General features: G+C 70.2%; 21 protein-coding genes. 8 read left to right on the top strand and 13 right to left on the bottom strand.

Annotated features, from left to right (window positions below; translation table 11 throughout):
• Positions 1–43 precede the first annotated feature (43 nt).
• Complete coding sequence (locus tag ADK64_RS02145; RefSeq protein WP_053654293.1) at positions 44–937, bottom strand: SGNH/GDSL hydrolase family protein; 894 nt, start codon at positions 935–937, stop codon at positions 44–46.
• Between the two features lie 277 nt (positions 938–1,214).
• Here ADK64_RS02145 and ADK64_RS02140 point away from each other — a divergent pair, with 277 nt between their 5' ends.
• Positions 1,215–1,709, top strand: coding sequence for a DUF3145 domain-containing protein (locus ADK64_RS02140; protein WP_030341287.1), 495 nt, complete (start codon positions 1,215–1,217; stop codon positions 1,707–1,709).
• Between the two features lie 62 nt (positions 1,710–1,771).
• On the opposite strand, the gene fabF is transcribed toward ADK64_RS02140, so the two are convergent.
• The 5 genes from fabF to ADK64_RS02115 form a co-directional block, all read right to left on the bottom strand.
• Positions 1,772–3,034, bottom strand: coding sequence for a beta-ketoacyl-ACP synthase II (gene fabF / locus ADK64_RS02135; protein WP_053654291.1), 1,263 nt, complete (start codon positions 3,032–3,034; stop codon positions 1,772–1,774).
• Positions 3,035–3,119: 85 nt separating this feature from the next.
• On the bottom strand, positions 3,120–3,368 hold the full coding sequence (locus ADK64_RS02130; RefSeq protein ID WP_053654289.1) for an acyl carrier protein: 249 nt from the start codon (positions 3,366–3,368) through the stop codon (positions 3,120–3,122).
• An 80-nt stretch (positions 3,369–3,448) separates the two neighbouring features.
• Positions 3,449–4,480: a ketoacyl-ACP synthase III gene (locus ADK64_RS02125; RefSeq protein ID WP_053654287.1), complete on the bottom strand. Its 1,032-nt coding sequence runs from the start codon at positions 4,478–4,480 to the stop codon at positions 3,449–3,451.
• A gap of 10 nt (positions 4,481–4,490) precedes the next feature.
• Complete coding sequence (locus ADK64_RS02120; protein WP_053654285.1) at positions 4,491–5,417, bottom strand: ACP S-malonyltransferase; 927 nt, start codon at positions 5,415–5,417, stop codon at positions 4,491–4,493.
• An 89-nt stretch (positions 5,418–5,506) separates the two neighbouring features.
• A complete protein-coding gene (locus tag ADK64_RS02115; RefSeq protein WP_053654283.1) occupies positions 5,507–6,724 on the bottom strand; it encodes a PucR family transcriptional regulator in 1,218 nt (405 codons plus the stop codon).
• Positions 6,725–6,798: 74 nt separating this feature from the next.
• Here ADK64_RS02115 and ADK64_RS02110 point away from each other — a divergent pair, with 74 nt between their 5' ends.
• Positions 6,799–7,452, top strand: a complete 654-nt coding sequence (locus tag ADK64_RS02110; protein ID WP_053654427.1) for a pirin family protein — start codon at positions 6,799–6,801, stop codon at positions 7,450–7,452.
• Between the two features lie 7 nt (positions 7,453–7,459).
• Here ADK64_RS02110 and ADK64_RS02105 read toward each other — a convergent pair whose 3' ends face one another.
• Positions 7,460–8,281: a serine hydrolase domain-containing protein gene (locus ADK64_RS02105; RefSeq protein WP_053654282.1), complete on the bottom strand. Its 822-nt coding sequence runs from the start codon at positions 8,279–8,281 to the stop codon at positions 7,460–7,462.
• Positions 8,282–8,300: 19 nt separating this feature from the next.
• On the bottom strand, positions 8,301–8,777 hold the full coding sequence (locus tag ADK64_RS02100; protein WP_053654280.1) for a GNAT family N-acetyltransferase: 477 nt from the start codon (positions 8,775–8,777) through the stop codon (positions 8,301–8,303).
• A 97-nt stretch (positions 8,778–8,874) separates the two neighbouring features.
• On the opposite strand from ADK64_RS02100, the gene ADK64_RS02095 reads away from it, so the two are divergent.
• Positions 8,875–9,330: a MerR family transcriptional regulator gene (locus tag ADK64_RS02095; RefSeq protein WP_053654278.1), complete on the top strand. Its 456-nt coding sequence runs from the start codon at positions 8,875–8,877 to the stop codon at positions 9,328–9,330.
• Between the two features lie 4 nt (positions 9,331–9,334).
• On the opposite strand, the gene ADK64_RS02090 is transcribed toward ADK64_RS02095, so the two are convergent.
• The 3 genes from ADK64_RS02090 to ADK64_RS02080 all read right to left on the bottom strand — a co-directional run bounded on the left by ADK64_RS02090 (position 9,335) and on the right by ADK64_RS02080 (position 12,186).
• The gene (locus tag ADK64_RS02090; protein ID WP_053654276.1) at positions 9,335–10,183 is read right to left on the bottom strand and encodes a DUF4429 domain-containing protein; all 849 of its coding nucleotides are present in this window, start codon (positions 10,181–10,183) and stop codon (positions 9,335–9,337) included.
• A gap of 66 nt (positions 10,184–10,249) precedes the next feature.
• Positions 10,250–11,467, bottom strand: a complete 1,218-nt coding sequence (locus ADK64_RS02085; protein WP_053654274.1) for an alpha/beta hydrolase — start codon at positions 11,465–11,467, stop codon at positions 10,250–10,252.
• Positions 11,468–11,559: 92 nt separating this feature from the next.
• On the bottom strand, positions 11,560–12,186 hold the full coding sequence (locus tag ADK64_RS02080) for a TetR family transcriptional regulator (RefSeq protein WP_053654272.1): 627 nt from the start codon (positions 12,184–12,186) through the stop codon (positions 11,560–11,562).
• Between the two features lie 66 nt (positions 12,187–12,252).
• On the opposite strand from ADK64_RS02080, the gene ADK64_RS02075 reads away from it, so the two are divergent.
• Positions 12,253–13,872: an MFS transporter gene (locus ADK64_RS02075; protein WP_053654270.1), complete on the top strand. Its 1,620-nt coding sequence runs from the start codon at positions 12,253–12,255 to the stop codon at positions 13,870–13,872.
• A gap of 178 nt (positions 13,873–14,050) precedes the next feature.
• Here the strand turns inward: ADK64_RS02075 and ADK64_RS02070 are convergent, their stop codons facing one another.
• Together ADK64_RS02070 and aceE are read right to left on the bottom strand one after the other, a co-directional pair.
• Complete coding sequence (locus ADK64_RS02070; RefSeq protein WP_078992440.1) at positions 14,051–14,872, bottom strand: potassium channel family protein; 822 nt, start codon at positions 14,870–14,872, stop codon at positions 14,051–14,053.
• Between the two features lie 91 nt (positions 14,873–14,963).
• Positions 14,964–17,711, bottom strand: a complete 2,748-nt coding sequence (gene aceE / locus ADK64_RS02065; protein ID WP_053654268.1) for a pyruvate dehydrogenase (acetyl-transferring), homodimeric type — start codon at positions 17,709–17,711, stop codon at positions 14,964–14,966.
• A gap of 406 nt (positions 17,712–18,117) precedes the next feature.
• Between aceE and ADK64_RS02060 the strand changes: the two genes are divergently transcribed.
• From ADK64_RS02060 to ADK64_RS02045, 4 genes are all read left to right on the top strand, one after another.
• Positions 18,118–18,543 (top strand): DUF3052 domain-containing protein, encoded by a 426-nt coding sequence (locus ADK64_RS02060; RefSeq protein ID WP_053654266.1) that lies wholly within the window; start codon positions 18,118–18,120, stop codon positions 18,541–18,543.
• A gap of 111 nt (positions 18,544–18,654) precedes the next feature.
• A complete protein-coding gene (locus ADK64_RS02055; protein ID WP_053654264.1) occupies positions 18,655–19,113 on the top strand; it encodes a peroxiredoxin in 459 nt (152 codons plus the stop codon).
• Between the two features lie 139 nt (positions 19,114–19,252).
• Complete coding sequence (locus tag ADK64_RS02050; protein ID WP_053654263.1) at positions 19,253–19,828, top strand: TerD family protein; 576 nt, start codon at positions 19,253–19,255, stop codon at positions 19,826–19,828.
• Positions 19,829–19,943: 115 nt separating this feature from the next.
• A complete protein-coding gene (locus ADK64_RS02045) occupies positions 19,944–20,522 on the top strand; it encodes a TerD family protein (protein WP_053654261.1) in 579 nt (192 codons plus the stop codon).
• The last annotated feature ends 48 nt before the right edge of the window (positions 20,523–20,570 follow it).

The following is a 20,570-nucleotide window of genomic DNA, read 5'->3' as shown; positions in this document are numbered from 1 at the left end:
AGTCGTGTGGGAGCCCATGGGAAAACCCTAGGCGACCGGTGTCCTAGGCGACCGGATCCGGTGCCGTGATCGTCTTGTAGGCGATCGCCGCGAGCCGCGCCTGGCCGTCCTTGCCGGGGTGGAACCAGTCCCAGTGGCTGAGCTGGTCGGTGCCGAAGCGGTAGTCGTAGACCGCGCCCCCGTCGAAACGGCAGCGGCGGTCCTTGGCGCAGACCTCCTTGAGCACCTCGTTGTACTCCACCACCCGTTGCTGCACCTGGTCCCGGCGCCGGGTGGCCGCGCTCGTCAGGTCGTCCGCGTCGGACAGCATCGACGGGCAGATGCCGAGCTTCCACACCTGCTTGCCCAGCGGATTGGTCCGGCCCTCGGACCACAGCCGCTTCAGGTTCGGCACGCTCGCCACGTACACCTGCGCCTTCGGCGACTCCTTGCGCAGTGTGCGCATCGCCTCCTCGAAGTCCGCGCGGAAGTCGGCCACCGGGGTCATCGCCGACGCCGAGGAACGGCAGGCGTCGTTCGCCCCCGCCATCACCGTCACCAACTCCGGGCCGCGCGCCGCCGCCTGGGCCATCTGGTCCGGCAGGTCCGCCATCCGGGCCCCGGTCACCGCGTAGTTCCAGCTGTGCTGCGCCGCCCCCGCCGCCCCGAGCAGGCGCACCGCCAGGCTGTCGACCCTGGCGTCGCTGCCCGTCGCCCACGACACCTCGGGGCAGTCCGAGAGCACCGTGCACGCGTCGAAGCCGCGCGTGATGGAGTCGCCGACCGCGGCGATCGAGTCCGGGGTGCGGTTCCACACCGGGGCGGGCCTGGCGGCGTGCGCCTTGGTGCCCTCCTGCACGGGCGCGCTGCCGCCGCCGGCGTCGCAGCCGGCGACCCCCAGCGCGGTGACCGCCACGACGGCGAGAACGGCTCGCGTACGGCTGCTCGGCTTCCGCATCCCCTGCTGGTCCCCTCGTCGTCGAAACCGGTCGGATCCGGTCTTCGTCTGTGCTTCCTCCCATAACAACGTGAGAGGGTTCCCGGCCGGGCGTCTTGGAACGGCGCACCCCCGTACAAGCGTCCCCCTGGGTGAATGGCAGAGGTTTCCTGGCACCGGGACCGACGGTACGTCACCCTCCTTGCGCCGCCGCAGGGTAGCCTCGCCATGAAACGCGGCCGTCGCGCCACTGCCGCCAGCCAGTCCGCAAGATGTCCCGCTCTGTCCGGAGGTTCCGGTGACGACACGTGGAGTTCTGTACGTGCACTCCGCGCCGCGCGCGCTGTGCCCGCATGTCGAGTGGGCCGTCGCCGGGGTGCTCGGCACGCGCGTCAACCTCGACTGGATCCGGCAGCCCGCGGCCCCCGGCACCTGGCGCTCGGAGTTCTCCTGGCAGGGCGAGGCGGGTACGGCGTCCAAGCTCGCCTCCGCGCTGCGCGGCTGGCATCTGCTCCGCTTCGAGGTGACCGCCGAGCCCTGCCCGACCGCCGAGGGCGAGCGCTACAGCTGCACCCCCGACCTGGGCATCTTCCACGCCGTCACCGGCATCCACGGCGACATCCTCATCCCCGAGGACCGGCTGCGCGCGGCCCTGACGCGGTCCCAGCGCGGCGAGACCGACCTGGAGGCGGAGATCGCCAAGCTGCTCGGCAAGCCGTGGGACGACGAACTGGAGCCGTTCAGATACGCGGGCGAGGGAGCACCGGTGCGCTGGCTGCACCAGGTGGTGTGAGCGGTACCCGGACATGAGGAAGGGCCCCCGCCTGCTGGTGGGGGCCCTTTCGCTCGGACAGGTCAGACGGTCCTGAACGCCAGGACCACGTTGTGCCCACCGAACCCGAACGAGTCGTTGAGCACCGCGATACGGCCCTCGGGCAGCTGACGGGCCTCGCCGCGCACGATGTCCGCGTTGACCTCGGGGTCGACGTTCTCGAGGTTGATCGTCGGCGGAGCCGTACGGTTCACGAGCGCCAGGATCGACGCGACCGTCTCGATACCGCCGGCGCCACCGAGCAGATGACCCGTCATCGACTTGGTCGCGGAGATCGCCATGTGGTCGACGTCGTCGCCGAACACCTTGCGCAGCGCCTTGATCTCGGCCACGTCACCCTGCGGGGTCGAGGTGGCGTGCGCGTTCACGTGCACGATCTCGGCCGGCTTCAGGTCGGTGTTGTCCAGCAGGTTCTGCAGCGCGTGCGCGATGCCGTCGCCGGACGGCTCGGGCTGCGTGATGTGGTGGGCGTCGGCCGAGATGCCCTGGCCGACCGCCTCGACGTAGATCCGGGCCCCGCGGGCCTTCGCGTGCTCCTCGGACTCCAGCACGATCGCACCGGCGCCCTCGCCGAGCACGAAGCCGTTGCGGTCGGCGTCGTAGGGACGCGAGGCGCCCTGCGGGTCGTCGTTGTTCTTGGACATCGCCATCATGTTGCCGAACGCGGCGATGGGAAGCGGGTGGATGGCGGCCTCGGTACCACCGGCCACGACCACGTCCGCACGACCGGTGCGGATCATCTCGATCGCGTACCCGATGGCCTCCGCGCCCGAGGCGCAGGCCGAGACCGGGGTGTGCACACCGGCGCGGGCACCCAGCTCGATGCCGACGTTGGCCGCCGGGGAGTTGGGCATCAGCATCGGCACGGTGTGCGGGGAGACGCGGCGTACGCCCTTCTCCTTGAGGATGTCGTACTGGTCCAGGAGCGTCGTCACGCCACCGATGCCGGAGGCGATGACCGCACCCAGACGGTCGGGGTTCACGGACGCGTCCTCACCGGCCTTGGCGGTGAAACCGGCGTCCTTCCAGGCCTCCTGCGCGGCGATCAGCGCGAACTGCGCGGACCGGTCCAGCTTGCGGGCCTGCGGCCGGGGGATGATCTCGCCCGGCTCGACGGCGATCTGCGCGGCGATACGGACCGGCAGGTCGGCCGCCCATTCCTGCTCCAGGACACTGACGCCGGACGTGCCGGCGACGAGCGCCTGCCAGAACGACGCTGCGTCGCCACCCAGCGGTGTGGTTGCGCCGATACCGGTGACGACCACGGTGCGATTGGTCGGGCTCACGGGAATTCTTTCTCCAACGGATACGGGATTCATACGGCGAAACACCGCCGGGTGGCGGGGCCTAGCAGCGGGACTGAGGGGTGGCTCAGCCCTGGTGCGTGAGGATGTAGCTGGTGGCGTCACCAACGGTCTTGAGGTTCTTGACGTCCTCGTCCGGGATCTTCACGTCGAAGCGCTCTTCGGCGGCGACGACGACCTCGACCATGGACAGCGAGTCGACGTCCAGGTCGTCGGTGAAGGACTTGTCCAGCTGGACGTCCTCAACCGGGATGCCGGCGATCTCGTTCACGATCTCGGCGAGACCTTCGACGATCTCTTCCTGAGTGGCGGCCATGTTGGCGCTCCTTCTTCAATGTTCCAGACGGTTTGTGGCAGTTGTCCCCTTGCCGGATCGTGTGATCCGGCACGGAGTGCCTAGGGGAGGGTAACGACCGTGGCGGCGTACACGAGACCCGCCCCGAATCCGATGACGAGCGCGGTGTCGCCGCTCTTCGCCTCCCCGGTCGCCAGGAGCCGCTCCATCGCGAGCGGAATCGAGGCGGCCGAGGTGTTGCCGGTGGTGCGGATGTCACGGGCGACCGTGACGTGCTCCGGCAGTTTGAGAGTCTTCACCATCGAGTCGATGATCCGCACATTGGCCTGGTGCGGGATGAAGACGTCCAGCTCGTCCGGGGTGATCCCGGCCGCGTCCAGCGCCTGCTGGGCGACCTTCGCCATCTCGAACACGGCCCAGCGGAACACCGCCTGGCCTTCCTGCGTGATCGCGGGGAACTTGATGTTGCCCTCGCTGTCGAGGGGCAGGTTGGTGACGTCGCCGATGTGGAAGCGGTCCCACGGGACGGTCTGCTTGATGGTCTCCGACTTGTCGCCCTCGGAGCCCCACACCGTCGGGCCGATGGCCGGCTCCTTCGAGGGGCCGACGACGACCGCGCCGGCGCCGTCGCCGAACAGGAAGGCCGTGGCCCGGTCCTCCAGGTCGGTCAGGTCGCTCAGCCGCTCCACGCCGATGACGAGCACGTACTCGGCGGAACCCTCCACCACCATGCCCTTCGCGAGGGTGAGGCCGTAGCCGAAGCCCGCGCAGCCGGCCGAGATGTCGAAGGCGGCGGCCTTGTCGGTGCCCAGCTTGTCGGCGATCTCGGTGGCGACGGCCGGGGTCTGGCTGAAGTGCGACACGGTCGAGACGACCACGGCACCGATCTGCTCGGCGGAGATGCCGGAGTCCGCGATCGCCTTGCCGGCGGCCTCGACGGACATCGCGGCCACGGTCTCCTCGGGTCCCGCCCAGTGCCGGGTCTCGATGCCGGAGCGCGAGCGGATCCACTCGTCGGACGAGTCGATCTTCTCGAGGATCACCTCGTTGGGCACCACCCGGGTCGGACGGTAGCCGCCGACCCCGAGGATGCGCGCATACGGGGCGCCCTTGCTGGGCTTGATCTTCGCCATGTACGGCTCCTTAGGCACCTGCGTGCTCGGAGATGAGCTCGCGAGCCGCGTCGAGATCGTCGGGGGTCTTCAGGGCCAGCGTCTTGACGCCGGGCAGCGCCCGCTTGGCCAGGCCGGTCAGCGTGCCGCCCGGGCACACCTCGATGAGCGCGGTGACACCCAGCTCCTTGAACGTCTCCATGCACAGGTCCCAGCGCACGGGGTTGGCGACCTGGCCGACCAGCCGCTCCAGGACCTCCGCGCCGGTCGCGACGGCCTTGCCGTCCCGGTTGGAGACGTAGCGGACCTTCGGGTCGGCGGGCGTCAGCTCCGCGGCGGCCTTGGCCAGCGTGTCGACGGCCGGGGCCATGTGGCGCGTGTGGAAGGCGCCGGCGACCTTCAGCGGGACGACCTTGCGGACGCCCTCGGGCTTGTCCTCGCTCAGCGCGGCCAGCTGCTCCAGCGTGCCCGCCGCGACGATCTGGCCCGCGCCGTTGATGTTCGCCGGGGTCAGGCCCAGCTTCTCCAGGTGCGCGACCGACGTCTCCGGGTCGCCGCCGAGCAGCGCCGACATACCGGTCTCGGTGATCGCGGCGGCCTCGGCCATCGCCAGGCCCCGCTCGCGGACCAGGGTGAGCGCGGCGGAGTCGTCCAGGATCCCGGCGAAGGCGGCGGCGGTGATCTCGCCGACGCTGTGGCCCGCGACCGCGCCCGGGGCGATCTCGGCAATGTCACCGAGTGCCGTGGCGGACAGCAGGCCGGCGGCGACCAGCAGCGGCTGGGCCACGGCGGTGTCACGGATGGCGTCGGCGTCGGCTTCGGTGCCGTAGTGGACCAGGTCCAGTCCGATGGCGTCCGACCACGCGGCGACGCGGTCCTTGGCGCCGGGAAGGTCCAGCCAGGGGGTCAGGAAGCCGGGCGACTGAGCGCCCTGGCCGGGAGCGACGAGTACGAGCACTCTCACACTCTCTCTTGGGGACGGCCGGGGCCGCCCGTGGGGACAGGGACGAAGAACACGGAGGGCTTTTGTAGGCCCTCGACAAAACCCTATGTCTGAGGTTCGCCATCGGTCAGACGCCCCAGGATGAGCGCGATCCGCAGCGTGAAGGCGGATCGTACATCCGAGGGTGACCAGCCGGTGACGTCAGTCACACGTCGAAGCCGGTAGCGCACGGTGTTCGGGTGAACGAAGAGCATGCGTGCGGCGCCCTCGAGGCTGCTCGCCTGCTCCAGGTACACGCTCAGGGTCTCCAGGAGCGCCGAGCCCGCTTCCTCCAGCGGTCTGTAGATCTCCTCCACCAACTGCTCGCGGGCGCTCGGATCGCCCGCGATGGCCCGCTCCGGCAGCAGATCGTCCGCCAGCACCGGCCGCGGCGCGTCCTGCCAGGCGGAACACGCCTTGAGTCCCGCGGCGGCGGCCTGCGCGGACCGCGTGCCGGCCAGCAGATCGGGTACGACGGGTCCCGCGACGACCGGCCCGGCGGCAAAAGGCCCGATCAGCGACTTGGCGACGGCGAGCGGATTGGAGCTGCCGCCCGCGATCACGACCAGCCGGTCCCCGAGGACGCCGGTGAGCACCTGGAGCTTGGCATGCCGGGCGGCCCGGCGAATGGCCTCGACGGTCAGCTCGCTGTCCCCGTCGGGCGCGGTGCCCAGCACGACGCACACGTAGTCCGGCGAGTTCCACCCGAGGGCCGCGGCCCGGCTGACGGCGCCCTCGTCCGCCTCCCCGCTGAGCACGGCGTTGACGACCAGCGACTCCAGCCGCGCGTCCCAGGCACCGCGTGCCTCGGCGGCCTGGGCGTACACCTGGGCGGTGGCGAAGGCGATCTCACGGGCGTAGACGAGCAGGGCCTCGCGCAGCACGCTCTCGTCGCCCGGAGCGGCCACCTCGTCGATGGCGCTCTCCATGACCTCGATGGTGGTCCGCACCATCTCCACGGTCTGCCGCAGGGTGATGGCCCGGGTGAGCTCGCGCGGCGCGGTCCCGAAGACGTCGGTGGAGATCGCCTGCGGCGCGTCCGGGTGCCGGAACCACTCGGTGAAGGCGGCGATGCCCGCCTGCGCCACGAGCCCGATCCAGGAACGGTTCTCCGGGGGCATGGCCCGGTACCACGGCAGGCTCTCGTCCATGCGCGCGATGGCCTGCGCGGCGAGGGCCCCGGAGGACTTCTCCAGCCGTTTGAGGGTCGCGGAGTGCGGGTGGACCTCGTGTGCGTGGGGGCCGGCGTGGGGATCGCTGCTGCGGGATTCGGGTTCGGGCACGTGGACAAGACTGCCTTATCCGGACGTGCCCGTGTGCCGCCGGGTCAGGGGTGAGGTCTACGGTGGTGCGCGTGATGGACGTACGGCGCGCCGGTGAGCGCTACCGCGGGGGCGAGCCCGGGACCGGCATCGAGTCCCGCCACGCCTTCTCCTTCGGCCCGCACTACGACCCGGACAATCTGCGCTTCGGTGCGGTGATCGCCTGCAACGAGGAGCACCTCGCGCCCGGCGCCGGTTTCGACGAACACCCGCACAGCCACACCGAGATCGTCACCTGGGTGATCGAGGGCGAACTGACCCACCGCGACTCCACGGGCCGCGAGACGCGGGTCCGCCCCGGCGACGTCCAGCACCTCAGCGCCGCGGCGGGCGTCCGCCACGTGGAACGCAACGACGGCCCGGTCCCGCTGGCCTTCCTCCAGATGTGGCTGGCGCCGCGACAGCCGGGCGGCGACCCGTCGTACGAGATCATCCCGGGGATCGCCGACTCCACGCCGTACGCCGTCCCGGAGGCGGGCGCGATGCTGCACGTACGGCGGCTGGCGCCGGGCGAGCGGACGGCCGTGCCGGACGGGGCGTACGTGTACGTCCACGTGGTGCGGGGCGAGGTCCGGCTCGGGGGGGAGCAGCTGGGGGCGGGGGACTCGGCCCGGATCACCGACGGGGAGGGTGTGGAGGCGGTCGGGGGTACGGCGGCGGAACTGCTGATGTGGGAGATGGCGGGGTAGCGGCAGCTCAGCCGCGCAACTCCGCGAGCACCGCGTCCGTGAACGCCGGCCACGCCTCGGCCGCCCAGGGTCCGAACGCGCGGTCCGCTAGGGCGACGCCCGCCACCCCCGCGTCCGGGTCGATCCACAGGAACGTGCCGGACTGGCCGAAGTGGCCGAAGGTGCGCGGTGACGACGAACCGCCCGTCCAGTGCGGCGACTTGGAGTCGCGGATCTCGAAGCCCAGCCCCCAGTCGTTCGGGTTCTGGTGGCCGTAGCCCGGCAGGACGCCCTTCGTCCCGGGGTACTGCACCGTCATCGCAGCCGCCACCGTCCGCGGATCCAGCAGCCGGGGCGCCTGCACCTCCGCCGCGAACCGCAGCAGGTCGGAAACCGTGGACACGCCGTCCTTCGCCGGGGAGCCCTCCAACGTCGTCGACGTCATGCCCAGCGGCTCCAGCACCGCCTGCCGCAGGTACTCCGGGAAAGGAATGTCCGTCGCCTTGGCGATGTGGTCGCCGAGCTGCTCGAAACCGGCGTTGGAGTACAGCCGCCGCTCTCCGGCCGGAGCCGTCACCCGGTGCTCGTCGAAGGCCAGCCCCGAGGTGTGGGCGAGAAGGTGGCGCACGGTCGAGCCGGGCGGCCCGGCCGGCTCGTCGAGCTCGATCGCGCCCTCCTCGTACGCCACGAGTGCCGCGTACGCCGCCAGCGGCTTGGTGACCGAGGCGAGCGGGAAGCGCTGCCCGACCGGGCCGTGCGTCCCGAGGACGGACCCGTCGGCTCGTACGACGCCCGCCGCGGCGGTGGGGACGGGCCAGTTCTCGATCGACGCCAAGCTCTTCAACGACATGGAGCCGAGCCTATGCGGCTCACAGCAGCAGCCGCATCGACGGGTCCGGATCACGCGTGAAACCGAGCGAGGCGTACAGCGGCTCGGCGTCCGGGGAGGCGTTGAGCAGCACATGCCCGGCCCCCCGCGCCCGGAGCCAGGCCAGCAGCTCCTCCATGCACGCGCGCGCGTACCCGCGGCGCCGGGCGTCCGGGTCGGTCGCCACGCTGAACACCTGCCCGACCCGCCCGTGCGGATTGCCGGCCTTCCCGATGCGGTAGTCCAGCGTCCCGGCCACCAGCGCGGCCAGCGTCCCCGGACGGTCGGGCCACTCCACGACGAAGGCCGCGAAGTCCCCGTCGGCCTCCGCGAGCCGCGCGCGCAGCGTCGGCAGGGACTCGGTGTGCCACTGCGTCGGACCGCCGCCCTCCCCGCTCCACAGCGCGTCGATCATGACCTGGCGCAGTCGCAGCACTTCCGCGGCGTCCTCGGGCACGGCCCGGCGTACAAGACTCATGCGCCGCACGGTAACCATGCGCCCCGGCGTACGTCCCGCGTATTTCTTACCGGGTTCCGCTTGCTTGGAGTGCACTCGAAGGCCATAGCGTGGGGTCATGACGGTGATGCAGACCACGCCGGCGGACACCGCACGCACGGCTCCCGCAGACATCTGCTCCGCCCCGCCCAGACGCCATCCGCGCCCCGACGGTGAGGACCGCTACACGATCAGCGAGGTCGTCGCCTTCACCGGCCTCACCGCGCACACCCTGCGCTGGTACGAGCGGATCGGCCTGATGCCGCACGTCGACCGCTCCCACACCGGCCAGCGCCGCTACAGCAACCGCGACCTGGACTGGCTGGACTTCGTGACCAAGCTGCGGCTGACGGGCATGCCGGTGGCGGACATGGTGCGGTACGCGGAACTGGTGCGGGAGGGCGAGAGCACGTACGCGGAGCGCCAGGAACTGCTGGAGTCGACCCGCAGGGACGTGCTGACCCGCATCGCGGAGCTGCACGACACCCTGTCCGTCCTCGACCGGAAGATCAGCTTCTACGCCACGGAGCGCTGACCCCTTAGAGCTCCGCCAGCAGTTCGGCCTTCTTCGAGGAGAACTCCTCGTCGGTGACCAGCCCGGCCTGATGGAGCTCCCCGAGATGCCGGATCCGCTCGGCGATGTCCGCGGGATCCCGTCGCGCCGGGGCCGGTACCGCGGGTACCGGCCCCTTCGTGCGTACGGCCGCGAGGACCGCGGCGGCGAACGGCAGTGACTCGTGCACCGGTCCGTACCCGAGCCCGAAGACGACGGCCGCCGGGTCCTGGTCGGGCTGCGCGGCGGGCGCCGTGTCGGCCGAGCGCGCGATCAGCCGCAGATGCCCCTCGAAGACCTCCGGCGACCGCCACTCCACTCCGCTCAGGCCGGCCACCGGAAAGCTCTGGTCGCCCGCCTTCCACTTCGCCGAGGACGCGCCCGTCCAGGACCAGCGGAACTGCACGGACGTCCCGTCGAAGGACGCCTTCCCGTCGTACGCCTTGAAGTGCAGCGGCGCCTCGGGCGCGGCCACCAGATGGCTGTCGGTGGGGCCGGACTCGGTCAGCAGCCCCTTCAGCTCGTCCGCGTAGTACTCGGCGAGCGTCTCCCGCTCGGCCGGCAGCACCAGCCGGTACGGATCGGAGCCCTCCTTCAGCTGCCCGGCCGCGGCCTCCAGCAGCGGATCGGCGCCGGCGCGCGGCAGCAGACGCAGGACGACGGTGCCGCGCTTGCCCGGGGCGAGACTCACGCCCTCGAACGCGGACAGCGGGACACGCCGTTCGCCGAGCGCCTGGAAGAGCTTCGGTGTTCGAATCCCCCGTTCGTAACGGATGAGCACGGAGTCGGACTCGAACTCCCAGACGGCATGAAAACCCGCCAGTACGTCACCCATGCGGCTCATCGTATGCGGCACGTGCTCCTCCGTCGCCACCCGCGCAGACCGCACTTCCTGCTGTTTCTACGCGCGTCCGGCCGTCGCCGTGCCGGGCGCACCGGCCTGGCACGCGTCGTTCTCGCGTGCGCACGTCACCGCGTCGTACGCGCCGACGCCGACGTCCGCGAGGTTGCGCAGGCTGTCCGTGCCCGGCTGGAAGTAGCCGGCGTGACCCTGGGCATCGTGGGCGGACAGCACGCGTGCGCCGAACGCCGAGGACACCGGGTCGGCACCGTGCCCGAGCCCGCCCAGCTCCAGATACGGCACGTCCTGGATCCAGTCGGTGGCGTCCCGCATCGCCCACACCCGGGCCGAGGTGCGCAGGTGGGAGGCCTTGGAGACCCGCATGCCGGGGCTCGCGGCCACCGCTATGTCGGACACCCGGCGGGGCATGTCGTGCGCGGCCACCCCGCAGACCACCGAGCCGTAGCTGTGGCAGATCATCGCCACCGGGGCCCGGCCGGGCAGGGCGTCCAGCAGGGCGTTCAGCCGTACGGCGCCCTCCGCGGCGCGCAGCCCGGTGGCCGCGTCCACGCCGAGCCCGTCGGGCGCGGTGTAGTCGGCCCAGGCGATCACGGCCGTGCGGGTGCCCGGGCTCGCCGTGCGCTCCGCCCCGTACAGGGCCTTGGCGATGCCGACCGGGGCGGTGTACGGGTTGTTGGTCTTCTGGAAGGTGAGCACGTCGGTGTCGACGCCGGGGACGACGACCGAGATCCGCTGGGCCTTGTCCAGGTCGCCGAGCACCTCGGCGATCCGGCCCGAGCCCTCGGGGTCGAAGGCGAGGATCTGCCGGCCGGGGGTCAGCAGGGACTCGTAGCGGTGCATGCGGCGGCCCGCGTCCTGGTGTCCGGCCGCGCTGAGCCGGCCGTCGTGCATGCGTTCCTTCTCGACCTTGCGGGCCTGGTCCAACGCGATGTGGTTGGCGCGGTAGCGCAGGGTGACGGGGGCGCCGTTCATGTTGCCGACCGCCAGCGGGTAGCGGTGGGCGAGGCGGTCGCGGTCGCCGGGGGTGAGCGAGGCGAAGAAACGCGTGAGCCGCGCCGGGTCGGCCTCGGGGTCCGGCAGGTGGCGGCCGTGGAGGTAGCCGTGCTCCCACTTGGTGAGAGAGGCCTGCAGCGCCGTCGACTCCGGGTGGGTCCGCAGGGCGGTCCAGCCGGTTGTCGCGAGCATCACGAACACCACGGCCAGCGCCAGCAGTGCGCGCCAGACGTTCAGTTGCGGGGAGGAGTCGAAGGAAGTCACTGGGAGGACACACTAGGAGAACGGGACGGTCTCGCGGTAACCGAGTGACAGGTATCACGTTTCGCCGAAGATCGAACGGCCCGTCAACGATCTCATTTCACACGCCAGTTCCCGGTGAGTGCCGGACCCACCTGATCGAGGTACGACGCGGTGAGTTGACGGATCGACTCCAGGCTGAAGTCCTCACCCGTGCACCACTGTCGCTCGGTGACCCTTATCACTGCGCCGAACACGGCCACCGCCAGCCGCGGCCGCGGGTCGGATTCCACGTCGACGCCCTCGCGCTCGGCCAGCACGCGCGCGATGGTCTCCTCCGTCGCGGCCGAGCGGCGCAGATGGGCGGCGAGCAGCGCGGGGGTCGACTCGATCGTCCGGTACATGCGCAGATACAGCTCGACCGGGACCGACGCCTCGACGGTCTCGCGGATCGCGTCCCAGCCCTCCAGCATGGCCTGGCGCAACGCCTCCATCGGCGCCTCGTGCGCGGGCCGCGCCCGTACGCACGCCAGGAAGTGCCGTTCGGTCACGTCCTGCACCGCGAAGGCCGCGTCCTCCTTGCCGGCGAAGTACCGGAAGAAGGTGCGCTGCGAGACGTCGACGGCCCCGGCGATCTCGTCGACCGTCGTGTGCTCGTACCCCTGGGTCGTGAACAGCTCGAGAGCGGCTCGAAGGAGCGACTCCCGGGTGCGCTGTTTCTTGCGTTCGCGCAGCGTTTCCATATGTGTCAGTTACTGACTTGTGAATTCCTTTGTCAATTGTCAGTGCCTGTCACTAGCCTCGAACGTATGACTAGTCAGACCACCGTCGACGCCTCGGGGCCGGGGGACAAGGCACCGGCAGCCCCGCTGGAGGCGACCCCGGCCACGGGGCTGCGCGGCCATCCGTGGCTCACCCTCATCACCGTCGCCGTAGGGGTCATGATGGTGGCCCTCGACGGCACCATCGTGGCCATCGCGAACCCCGCGATCCAAAAGGACCTCAAGGCGAGCTTCGCCGACGTCCAGTGGATCACCAACGGGTACTTCCTCGCCCTCGCGGTCTCCCTGATCACCGCGGGCAAGCTCGGTGACCGCTTCGGGCACCGGCAGACCTTCCTGATAGGCGTGACCGGCTTCGCCGCCGCCTCCGGCGCCATCGGGCTGTCGAACAGCATCGCCGCGGTCGTCACCTTCCGCGTCTTCCAGGGCCTGTTCGGCGCGCTGCTGATGCCGGCCGCGCTCGGCCTGCTGCGGGCCACCTTCCCGGCCGAGAAGCTCAACATGGCGATCGGCATCTGGGGCATGGTGATCGGCGCGTCCACCGCGGGCGGCCCGATCCTCGGCGGTGTCCTCGTCGAGCGCGTCAGCTGGCAGTCGGTGTTCTTCATCAACGTGCCGGTCGGTGCCCTCGCCCTCATCCTGGGCCTGCTGATCCTGCGCGACCACCGCGCCGAGAACGCCCCGCGCTCCTTCGACATCCTCGGCATCGCGCTGCTCTCCGGCGCGATGTTCTGCCTGGTCTGGGCGCTCATCAAGGCCCCGGCGTGGGGCTGGGGCGACGGCAAGACCTGGACCTTCATCGCCGTCTCGGTGCTGCTCTTCGTGGTCTTCGCCGTCTGGGAGAAGCGGGTCGCCGAGCCGCTGATCCCGCTGAGCCTGTTCCGCTCCGTGCCGCTGTCGGCGGGCGTGGTCCTGATGGTCCTGATGGCCATCGCCTTCATGGGCGGCCTGTTCTTCGTGACGTTCTACCTCCAGAACGTGCACGGCCAGAGCCCGATCGAGGCCGGTCTGCATCTGCTGCCGCTCACCGGCATGATGATCGTCGGCTCGCCGCTGGCCGGCGCGGCGATCACCAGGTTCGGCCCGCGCATCCCGCTGGCCGGCGGCATGGCCGCGACCGCCGTCGCGATGTACGGCATGTCGACGCTCACGGCCGACACCGGCAGCGCCGTGATGTCGATCTGGTTCGCGCTGCTCGGCCTCGGTCTCGCGCCGGTCATGGTCGGCGCCACCGAGGTGATCGTCGGCAACGCCCCCATGGAGCTGTCCGGGGTCGCGGGCGGCCTCCAGCAGGCGGGCATGCAGATCGGCGGCAGTCTCGGTACGGCCGTGCTGGGCGCGGTGATGGCCTCCAAGGTCGACAGCGACCTGGCGGGCAACTGGACGGGGGCGGGGCTGCCGAAGCTGACCCCGGAGCAGCTGGGCAAGGCCTCCGAGGCGGTCCAGGTCGGCGTGGCTCCGGTGGCCAAGGGCACGCCGGAACCGGTCGCCGCGAAGATCACCGAGGTCGCGCACCACACGTTCATCTCCGGTATGAGCCTCGCCTCCCTGGTCGCGGCGGGCGTGGCGGCGGTCGCCATCCTCGTCGCGCTGCTCACCAAGCGGGGCGCGAACGCCGAGGCCGGTGCGGGCGTGGGCCACATCTGAGGCCTCTGTGCGGCGGAGTTCCCCTATCAGGGTGACTCCGCTCAAGATCCCTCGCTCCGAGCGTGCGCCGCAGGTCACAGTGGGTCAAGTCCTCCGCAGGACATGGGGGATGGCCGGTCTGCGGCGCGCGCTGCGGAGGGGGCAGCGCGCGTCTGCCGGCGGCGCTTCGGCCGGGCGGCTACGGGGGTGGGGCCGCGGTTTCGCTGCCGGGTGCGCCGTGGCCTGTCGCGCCCACGTGGCGGAGCCGCACGTCGGCACAGCCCCGCGCCCCTTCCGGCACGGTGGCCAACCGGGCCACCTCCGCCCGCAGCAGGCGGACTTCCTCGGTCAGGACCGCGATCGCCTCCGTCTGGCGGCGTTCCTCCACGTCGTCCTTCTCGAACCGCGAGATGAACCACGCGGCGATGTTCGCGGTCACCACACCCAGCAGCGCGATCCCGGACAGCATCAGGCCGACGGCGATCATCCGGCCCAGACCGGTCGTCGGCGCGTGGTCGCCGTATCCGACCGTCGTCATCGTCGTGAAGGACCACCACACCGCGTCACCCAGCGTGCGGATGTTCCCCTTCGGCGAGTCCCGCTCCACGGACAGCACCGCCAGCGAGCCGAACATCAGCAGCCCGATCACCGACCCGCCGACGTACGTCGTCAGCCGGATCTGCGAGGCCATCCGCGCCCGCCGCCCCACCAGGAGCAGCGTCGACACCATCCGCAGCAGACGCAGCGGCTGCAGCAGCGGCAGCACCACCGCGCACAGGTCTATCCAGTGTGTGCGGACGAACTGCCGGCGCCGCCGGGTGAGCGCGAGGCGTATCAGGTAGTCCACCGCGAACACCCCCCACACCGCCCACTCCGTGGCGGTGCAGACCAGGGTCAGCGGCGGACTCGCGGGGTTGTCCACGATCGGCACGGCGTAGGCGACGGCGAACACCACCGCCAGCGCCAGCAACGGCCGTTGGGTACGCCGTTCCCAACGCGCCTGCGCCGACTGATCGTTCATGCCCGCATCGTAAACGCGCCCCGAACGGGCGCGGGGGCCGTGCGACCGGCCCCACGCGCCCGCAGCCGACTACCGGCCTACCCGCGGAGCACTACGCGTCGCCGCCCGCCGCCCCCGGATGCGCCGCCGTGACGTCCAGCAGCTGGTACCGGTCGATGGCCTGCTTCAGTACGGAGCGGTCGACCTTGCCCTCGCGTGCCAGCTCGGTCAGTACCGCGACGACGATCGACTGCGCGTCGATGTGGAAGAAGCGACGCGCCGCGCCCCGGGTGTCGGCGAAGCCGAAGCCGTCCGCGCCCAGCGACTGGTACGTGCCCGGCACCCACCGCGCGATCTGGTCCGGAACCGATCGCATCCAGTCGGACACGGCCACGAACGGACCCTCGGCGCCGCTGAGTTTCCGCGTCACGTACGGCACCCGCTGCTCCTCCTCCGGATGCAGCAGATTGTGCTCCTCGCACGCCACCGCCTCGCGGCGCAGCTCGTTCCAGGAGGTCGCCGACCAGACGTCGGCGCGCACGTTCCACTCCTCGGCGAGGATCTGCTGCGCCTGAAGCGCCCAGGGGACCGCCACGCCCGACGCCATGATCTGCGCCGGGATCGTGCCCGCCGTGCCCTCGCCGATCCTGTGAACGCCCCTGAGGATGCCCTCGACGTCCACGTCCGCCGGCTCGGCCGGGTGCTGGATGGGCTCGTTGTAGACGGTCAGGTAGTAGAAGACGTCCTCGCCGTGGGGGTGCTCGGCGTCGCCGCCGTACATCCGGCGCAGGCCGTCCTGCACGATGTGCGCGATCTCGTACGCGTACGCCGGGTCGTAGGCCACGCACGCCGGGTTGGTCGAGGCGAGCAGCTGCGAGTGGCCGTCGGCGTGCTGGAGACCCTCACCGGTCAGGGTCGTACGGCCGGCGGTCGCGCCCAGGACGAAACCGCGCGCCAGCTGGTCGGCCATCTGCCAGAACTGGTCGCCGGTGCGCTGGAAACCGAACATCGAGTAGAAGACGTACACCGGGATCAGCGGCTCGCCGTGCGTGGCGTAGGCCGAGCCCGCCGCGATCAGCGAGGCCGTGCAGCCCGCCTCGGAGATGCCGTCGTGCAGCATCTGGCCGGTCGGCGACTCCTTGTAGGCGAGCAGCAGCTCGCGGTCCACCGACTCGTACTGCTGGCCCAGCGGGTTGTAGATCTTCGCGCTCGGGAAGAAGGAGTCCATGCCGAACGTGCGGTACTCGTCCGGCGCGATCAGTACGAAGCGCCTGCCGATCTCCTTGTCCCGCATGAGGTCCTTGAGGAGCCGGACGAACGCCATCGTCGTGGCGATGGACTGCTGACCCGAGCCCTTCTTCACGCCCGCGTACGTCTTGTCGTCCGGCAGCGCGAGCGGCTGGGAGCGCACCACGCGCGTGGGGACGTACCCGCCGCACTGCTTGCGCATGTCGTGCATGTACTGGATCTCGTCCGTGTCCCGGCCCGGGTGGTAGTACGGCGGCGCGCCGGACTCCAGTTCCTTGTCGGAGATCGGCAGGTGCAGACGGTCCCGGAAGCGCTTGAGGTCGTCGACCGTCAGCTTCTTCATCTGGTGCGTGGCGTTGCGGCTCTCGAAGTTGGGGCCCAGGGTCCAGCCCTTGATCGTCTTGGCCAGGATGACCGTGGGCTGGCCCTTGTGCTCCTTGGCCGCCTGGAACGCCGCGTAGATCTTGCGGTGGTCGTGACCGCCGCGGCCCAGGTGCAGGATCTGGTCGTCGGTCATGTTCTCGACCATCGCGCGCAGCCGGTGGTCGTCGCCGAAGAAGTGGTCGCGGATGTACGCGCCGGACTCCGTGGCGTACGTCTGGAACTGGCCGTCCGGGGTCGTGTTCATCCTGTTGACCAGGATGCCGTCGCGGTCCTGGGCGAGCAGCGGGTCCCAGGTGCGGTCCCAGATCAGCTTGATCACGTTCCAGCCGGCACCCCGGAAGATCGACTCCAGCTCCTGGATGATCTTGCCGTTGCCGCGCACCGGGCCGTCGAGCCGCTGGAGGTTGCAGTTGACGACGAAGGTCAGGTTGTCCAGGCCCTCGCGGGCGGCGATGGACAGCTGGCCGAGCGACTCCGGCTCGTCCATCTCGCCGTCGCCGAGGAACGCCCAGACGTGGGACTTGGAGGTGTCCGCGATACCGCGCGCCTCCATGTAGCGGTTCATCCGCGCCTGGAAGATCGCGCCGAGCGGGCCGAGGCCCATGGAGACGGTCGGGAACTCCCAGAAGTCCGGCATGGAGCGCGGATGGGGGTAGCTGGACAGGCCGTTCGGGTACTTCGACTTCTCCTGGCGGAAGCCGTCGAGCTGGTCCTCGGTGAGCCGGTCGAGCAGGTACGCGCGTGCGTAGATGCCGGGGGAGGCGTGGCCCTGGAAGAAGACCTGGTCGCCGCCGTCGCCCTCGTCCTTGCCGCGGAAGAAGTGGTTGAAGCCGACGTCGTAGAGCGAGGCGGAGGAGGCGAAGGTGGCGATGTGGCCGCCGACGCCGATGCCGGGGCGCTGGGCGCGCGAGACCATCACGGCCGCGTTCCAGCGGGTCGCGTTGAGGATCTTGCGCTCGATCTCCTCGTTGCCCGGGAAGAACGGCTCGCTCTTGGTCGGGATCGTGTTGACGTAGTCCGTGCTGCGCATCTCGGGCACGGCCACGCGCTTCTCGCGGGCCCGCTCGATCAGCCGGAGCATGAGATAGCGGGCCCGCTCCCGGCCGCGTTCGTCCACGGCGGCGTCGAGGGAGTCGAGCCACTCCTGGGTCTCTTCGGGATCGAAGTCAGGAACCTGACTCGGAAGGCCGCCAATGATGATCGGGTTGCGATCGGATCCGGAAGCCACGCTGTTCCTTACCTGTCAGAGGGCCAGTTTCTGCACCTGCCTACACCGTCCCCATCGTGTACCTCGGGGCGGCGCACGTCATCTCCACCGGTAGCTCCATCAGTCAAAACGCAACGATACGCCCGGGGTGTGACATGTTTGGCAAGGGCGTTCGAGAGACGTATCGCCGGATGATTCAGAGATGATTCCAAGCGTTACAAATCGGGCAAACTGGTGTGATGTGGGCAACGCTGGATCGCGATACGGTGCCGGGAGTTGCGGTGACAAGGTCGGGATCGTCACCGTTTCGGCGGTCCGGAGGGCCGGGTACTTGCGCGATCCGCCCCGCCCGTGTGGACTACGGCCAAGCACCACGCGCACGCGCGTGGCTGAGTTATTCCCTAAAGACATGATCAGGAGGCAGACCGTGAGCGCGACCGCGGACCACGCGGAGACGAGCCTGGCCGTCAGGCTGGGTTTCCAGCCCGACCAGGTGGTCCAGGAGATCGGCTACGACGACGACGTCGACCAGGAACTCCGTGAGTCCATCGAGCAGGCCACCGGCACCGAGCTGGTGGACGAGGACTACGACGACGTGGCCGATGCCGTGTTGCTGTGGTTCCGTGACGAAGACGGCGACCTGACGGACGCGCTGGTCGATGCCATCGGGTTCCTCGAGGAGGACGGCCACATCGTCCTGCTGACGCCGAAGACCGGGCGGGACGGGTACGTCGAGCCCAGCGACGTCAACGACGCGACGCAGACGGCCGGCCTGTCGCAGACCAAGAGCATCAGCGCGGGCAAGGACTGGAACGGCAGCAAGCTGTCGACTCCGAAGAGCGCCAAGCGCTGACGGTCTTCCGCAGGTGAGCGAGGCGGGGACGGCGGTCCCTCCGGGTGACCGCCGGCCCCGTCGCCGTAGGCTGTTCTCCTCCGAACAGCCCACCGAAAGGGAGATATCGCGATGGCGATCCAGGTCGGCGACAAGGCCCCCGACTTCGAGCTCAAGGACAACCACGGCAGGACCGTGAAGCTCTCGGACTTCCGGGGCGAGAAGAAGGTCGTCCTGCTCTTCTACCCGTTCGCCTTCACCGGCGTGTGCACCGGCGAGCTGTGCGAGCTGCGCGACAACCTGCCGAAGTTCGCCGACCGCGACACCCAGGTGCTCGCCGTCTCCAACGACTCCATCCACACCCTGCGCGTCTTCGCCGAGCAGGAGGGCCTGGAGTACCCGTTGCTCAGCGACTTCTGGCCGCACGGCAACGTCTCGCGCGCGTACGGCGTCTTCGACGAGGACAAGGGATGCGCCGTCCGGGGCACCTTCATCATCGACAAGGAGGGCGTCGTGCGCTGGACCGTGGTCAACGGCCTGCCGGACGCCCGTGACCTGGACGAGTACGTGAAGGCGCTCGACACCCTGTAGGCCGACCGTGGCCGACACCTGTGCGTCTTCGGGTCCAGGGTCTGCGGGGTGCGGGAACCCGTCACTAGGATCGGCACGTTGATCCCGTATCCGAAGCACGACGGGGGCGCCCCGCCCCTGGACACCACATGGAGGACCCGTGGGAGTCAGCCTCAGCAAGGGCGGCAACGTATCGCTGACGAAGGAGGCCCCAGGCCTGACCGCCGTCATCGTCGGTCTGGGCTGGGACGTGCGCACCACGACCGGCACCGACTTCGACCTCGACGCCAGCGCGCTGCTGCTGAACAGCTCCGGCAAGGTCGCGAGCGACCAGCACTTCGTCTTCTTCAACAACCTCAAGAGCCCCGACGGCTCCGTCGAGCACACCGGCGACAACGTCACCGGTGAGGGCGAGGGGGACGACGAACAGATCAAGGTCAACCTGGCCGGCGTCCCGGCCGACGTCGACAAGATCGTCTTCCCGGTGTCGATCTACGACGCCGAGAACCGCCAGCAGTCCTTCGGTCAGGTCCGCAACGCCTTCATCCGCGTCGTGAACCAGGCGGGTGAGCAGGAGATCGCCCGCTACGACCTGAGCGAGGACGCCTCCACCGAGACCGCCATGGTCTTCGGCGAGCTGTACCGCAACGGACCGGAGTGGAAGTTCCGGGCCATCGGCCAGGGCTACGCCTCGGGCCTGCGCGGTATCGCCCAGGACTTCGGCGTCAACGTCTGAGGGCCGGCGACCGGCCTTCGGGCAGTCCCCGCATCTGTCCGGCGCCGCACCGTTTACGGGCGGCGCCGGACGCGCAGGACAACCAGAGAAGCACCACTAGGGGAGGACCAGCATCATGGGCGTCACGCTCGCCAAGGGAGGCAACGTCTCCCTCTCCAAGGCCGCACCGAACCTCACGAACGTCATGATCGGGCTCGGCTGGGACGCGCGCTCGACCACCGGCGCCCCCTTCGACCTGGACGCCAGCGCGCTGCTCTGCGGCGCCGGCAACCGCGTGCTGGGCGACGAGTGGTTCGTCTTCTACAACCAGCTCAAGAGCCCCGACGGCTCGGTCGAGCACACCGGTGACAACCTCACCGGTGAGGGCGAGGGCGACGACGAGTCGATCCTCGTGGACCTCGCCAAGGTGCCGGCGCACTGCGAGAAGATCGCCTTCCCGGTCTCCATCCACCTGGCCGACGAGCGCGGCCAGACCTTCGGCCAGGTCTCCAACGCCTTCATCCGCGTGGTCAACCAGGCCGACGGCCAGGAACTGGCGCGCTACGACCTGAGCGAGGACGCCTCCACCGAGACCGCCATGATCTTCGGCGAGCTGTACCGCTACCACGGCGAGTGGAAGTTCCGCGCGGTCGGCCAGGGGTACGCGTCGGGACTGCGCGGCATCGCACTGGACTTCGGGGTGAACGTCTCGTAACGAAGCACCTCCCCATAGGCCTGAGCTGTGGCTTTTGCGTGAGGGTTG

This window comes from Streptomyces sp. MMG1121 (genome assembly GCF_001280015.1).
GTDB lineage: Bacteria > Actinomycetota > Actinomycetes > Streptomycetales > Streptomycetaceae > Streptomyces.
The sequence above is the reverse complement of the archived record's forward strand: the minus strand, read 5'-3'. Positions and strand labels throughout refer to the sequence as shown.

Bases quoted from the DNA above. Each gene is read 5' to 3' on its own strand.
- ADK64_RS02105 (WP_053654282.1), bottom strand. From the start codon at position 8,281: ATGTCGTTGAAGAGCTTGGCGTCGATCGAGAACTGGCCCGTCCCCACC.
- ADK64_RS02130 (WP_053654289.1), bottom strand. From the start codon at position 3,368: ATGGCCGCCACTCAGGAAGAGATCGTCGAAGGTCTCGCCGAGATCGTG.
- ADK64_RS02100 (WP_053654280.1), bottom strand. From the start codon at position 8,777: ATGAGTCTTGTACGCCGGGCCGTGCCCGAGGACGCCGCGGAAGTGCTG.
- ADK64_RS02045 (WP_053654261.1), top strand. From the start codon at position 19,944: ATGGGCGTCACGCTCGCCAAGGGAGGCAACGTCTCCCTCTCCAAGGCC.
- ADK64_RS02110 (WP_053654427.1), top strand. From the start codon at position 6,799: ATGGACGTACGGCGCGCCGGTGAGCGCTACCGCGGGGGCGAGCCCGGG.
- ADK64_RS02070 (WP_078992440.1), bottom strand. From the start codon at position 14,872: ATGAACGATCAGTCGGCGCAGGCGCGTTGGGAACGGCGTACCCAACGG.
- ADK64_RS02080 (WP_053654272.1), bottom strand. From the start codon at position 12,186: ATGGAAACGCTGCGCGAACGCAAGAAACAGCGCACCCGGGAGTCGCTC.
- ADK64_RS02125 (WP_053654287.1), bottom strand. From the start codon at position 4,480: ATGGCGAAGATCAAGCCCAGCAAGGGCGCCCCGTATGCGCGCATCCTC.
- ADK64_RS02095 (WP_053654278.1), top strand. From the start codon at position 8,875: ATGACGGTGATGCAGACCACGCCGGCGGACACCGCACGCACGGCTCCC.
- ADK64_RS02075 (WP_053654270.1), top strand. From the start codon at position 12,253: ATGACTAGTCAGACCACCGTCGACGCCTCGGGGCCGGGGGACAAGGCA.
- ADK64_RS02145 (WP_053654293.1), bottom strand. From the start codon at position 937: ATGCGGAAGCCGAGCAGCCGTACGCGAGCCGTTCTCGCCGTCGTGGCG.
- ADK64_RS02055 (WP_053654264.1), top strand. From the start codon at position 18,655: ATGGCGATCCAGGTCGGCGACAAGGCCCCCGACTTCGAGCTCAAGGAC.
- ADK64_RS02090 (WP_053654276.1), bottom strand. From the start codon at position 10,183: ATGGGTGACGTACTGGCGGGTTTTCATGCCGTCTGGGAGTTCGAGTCC.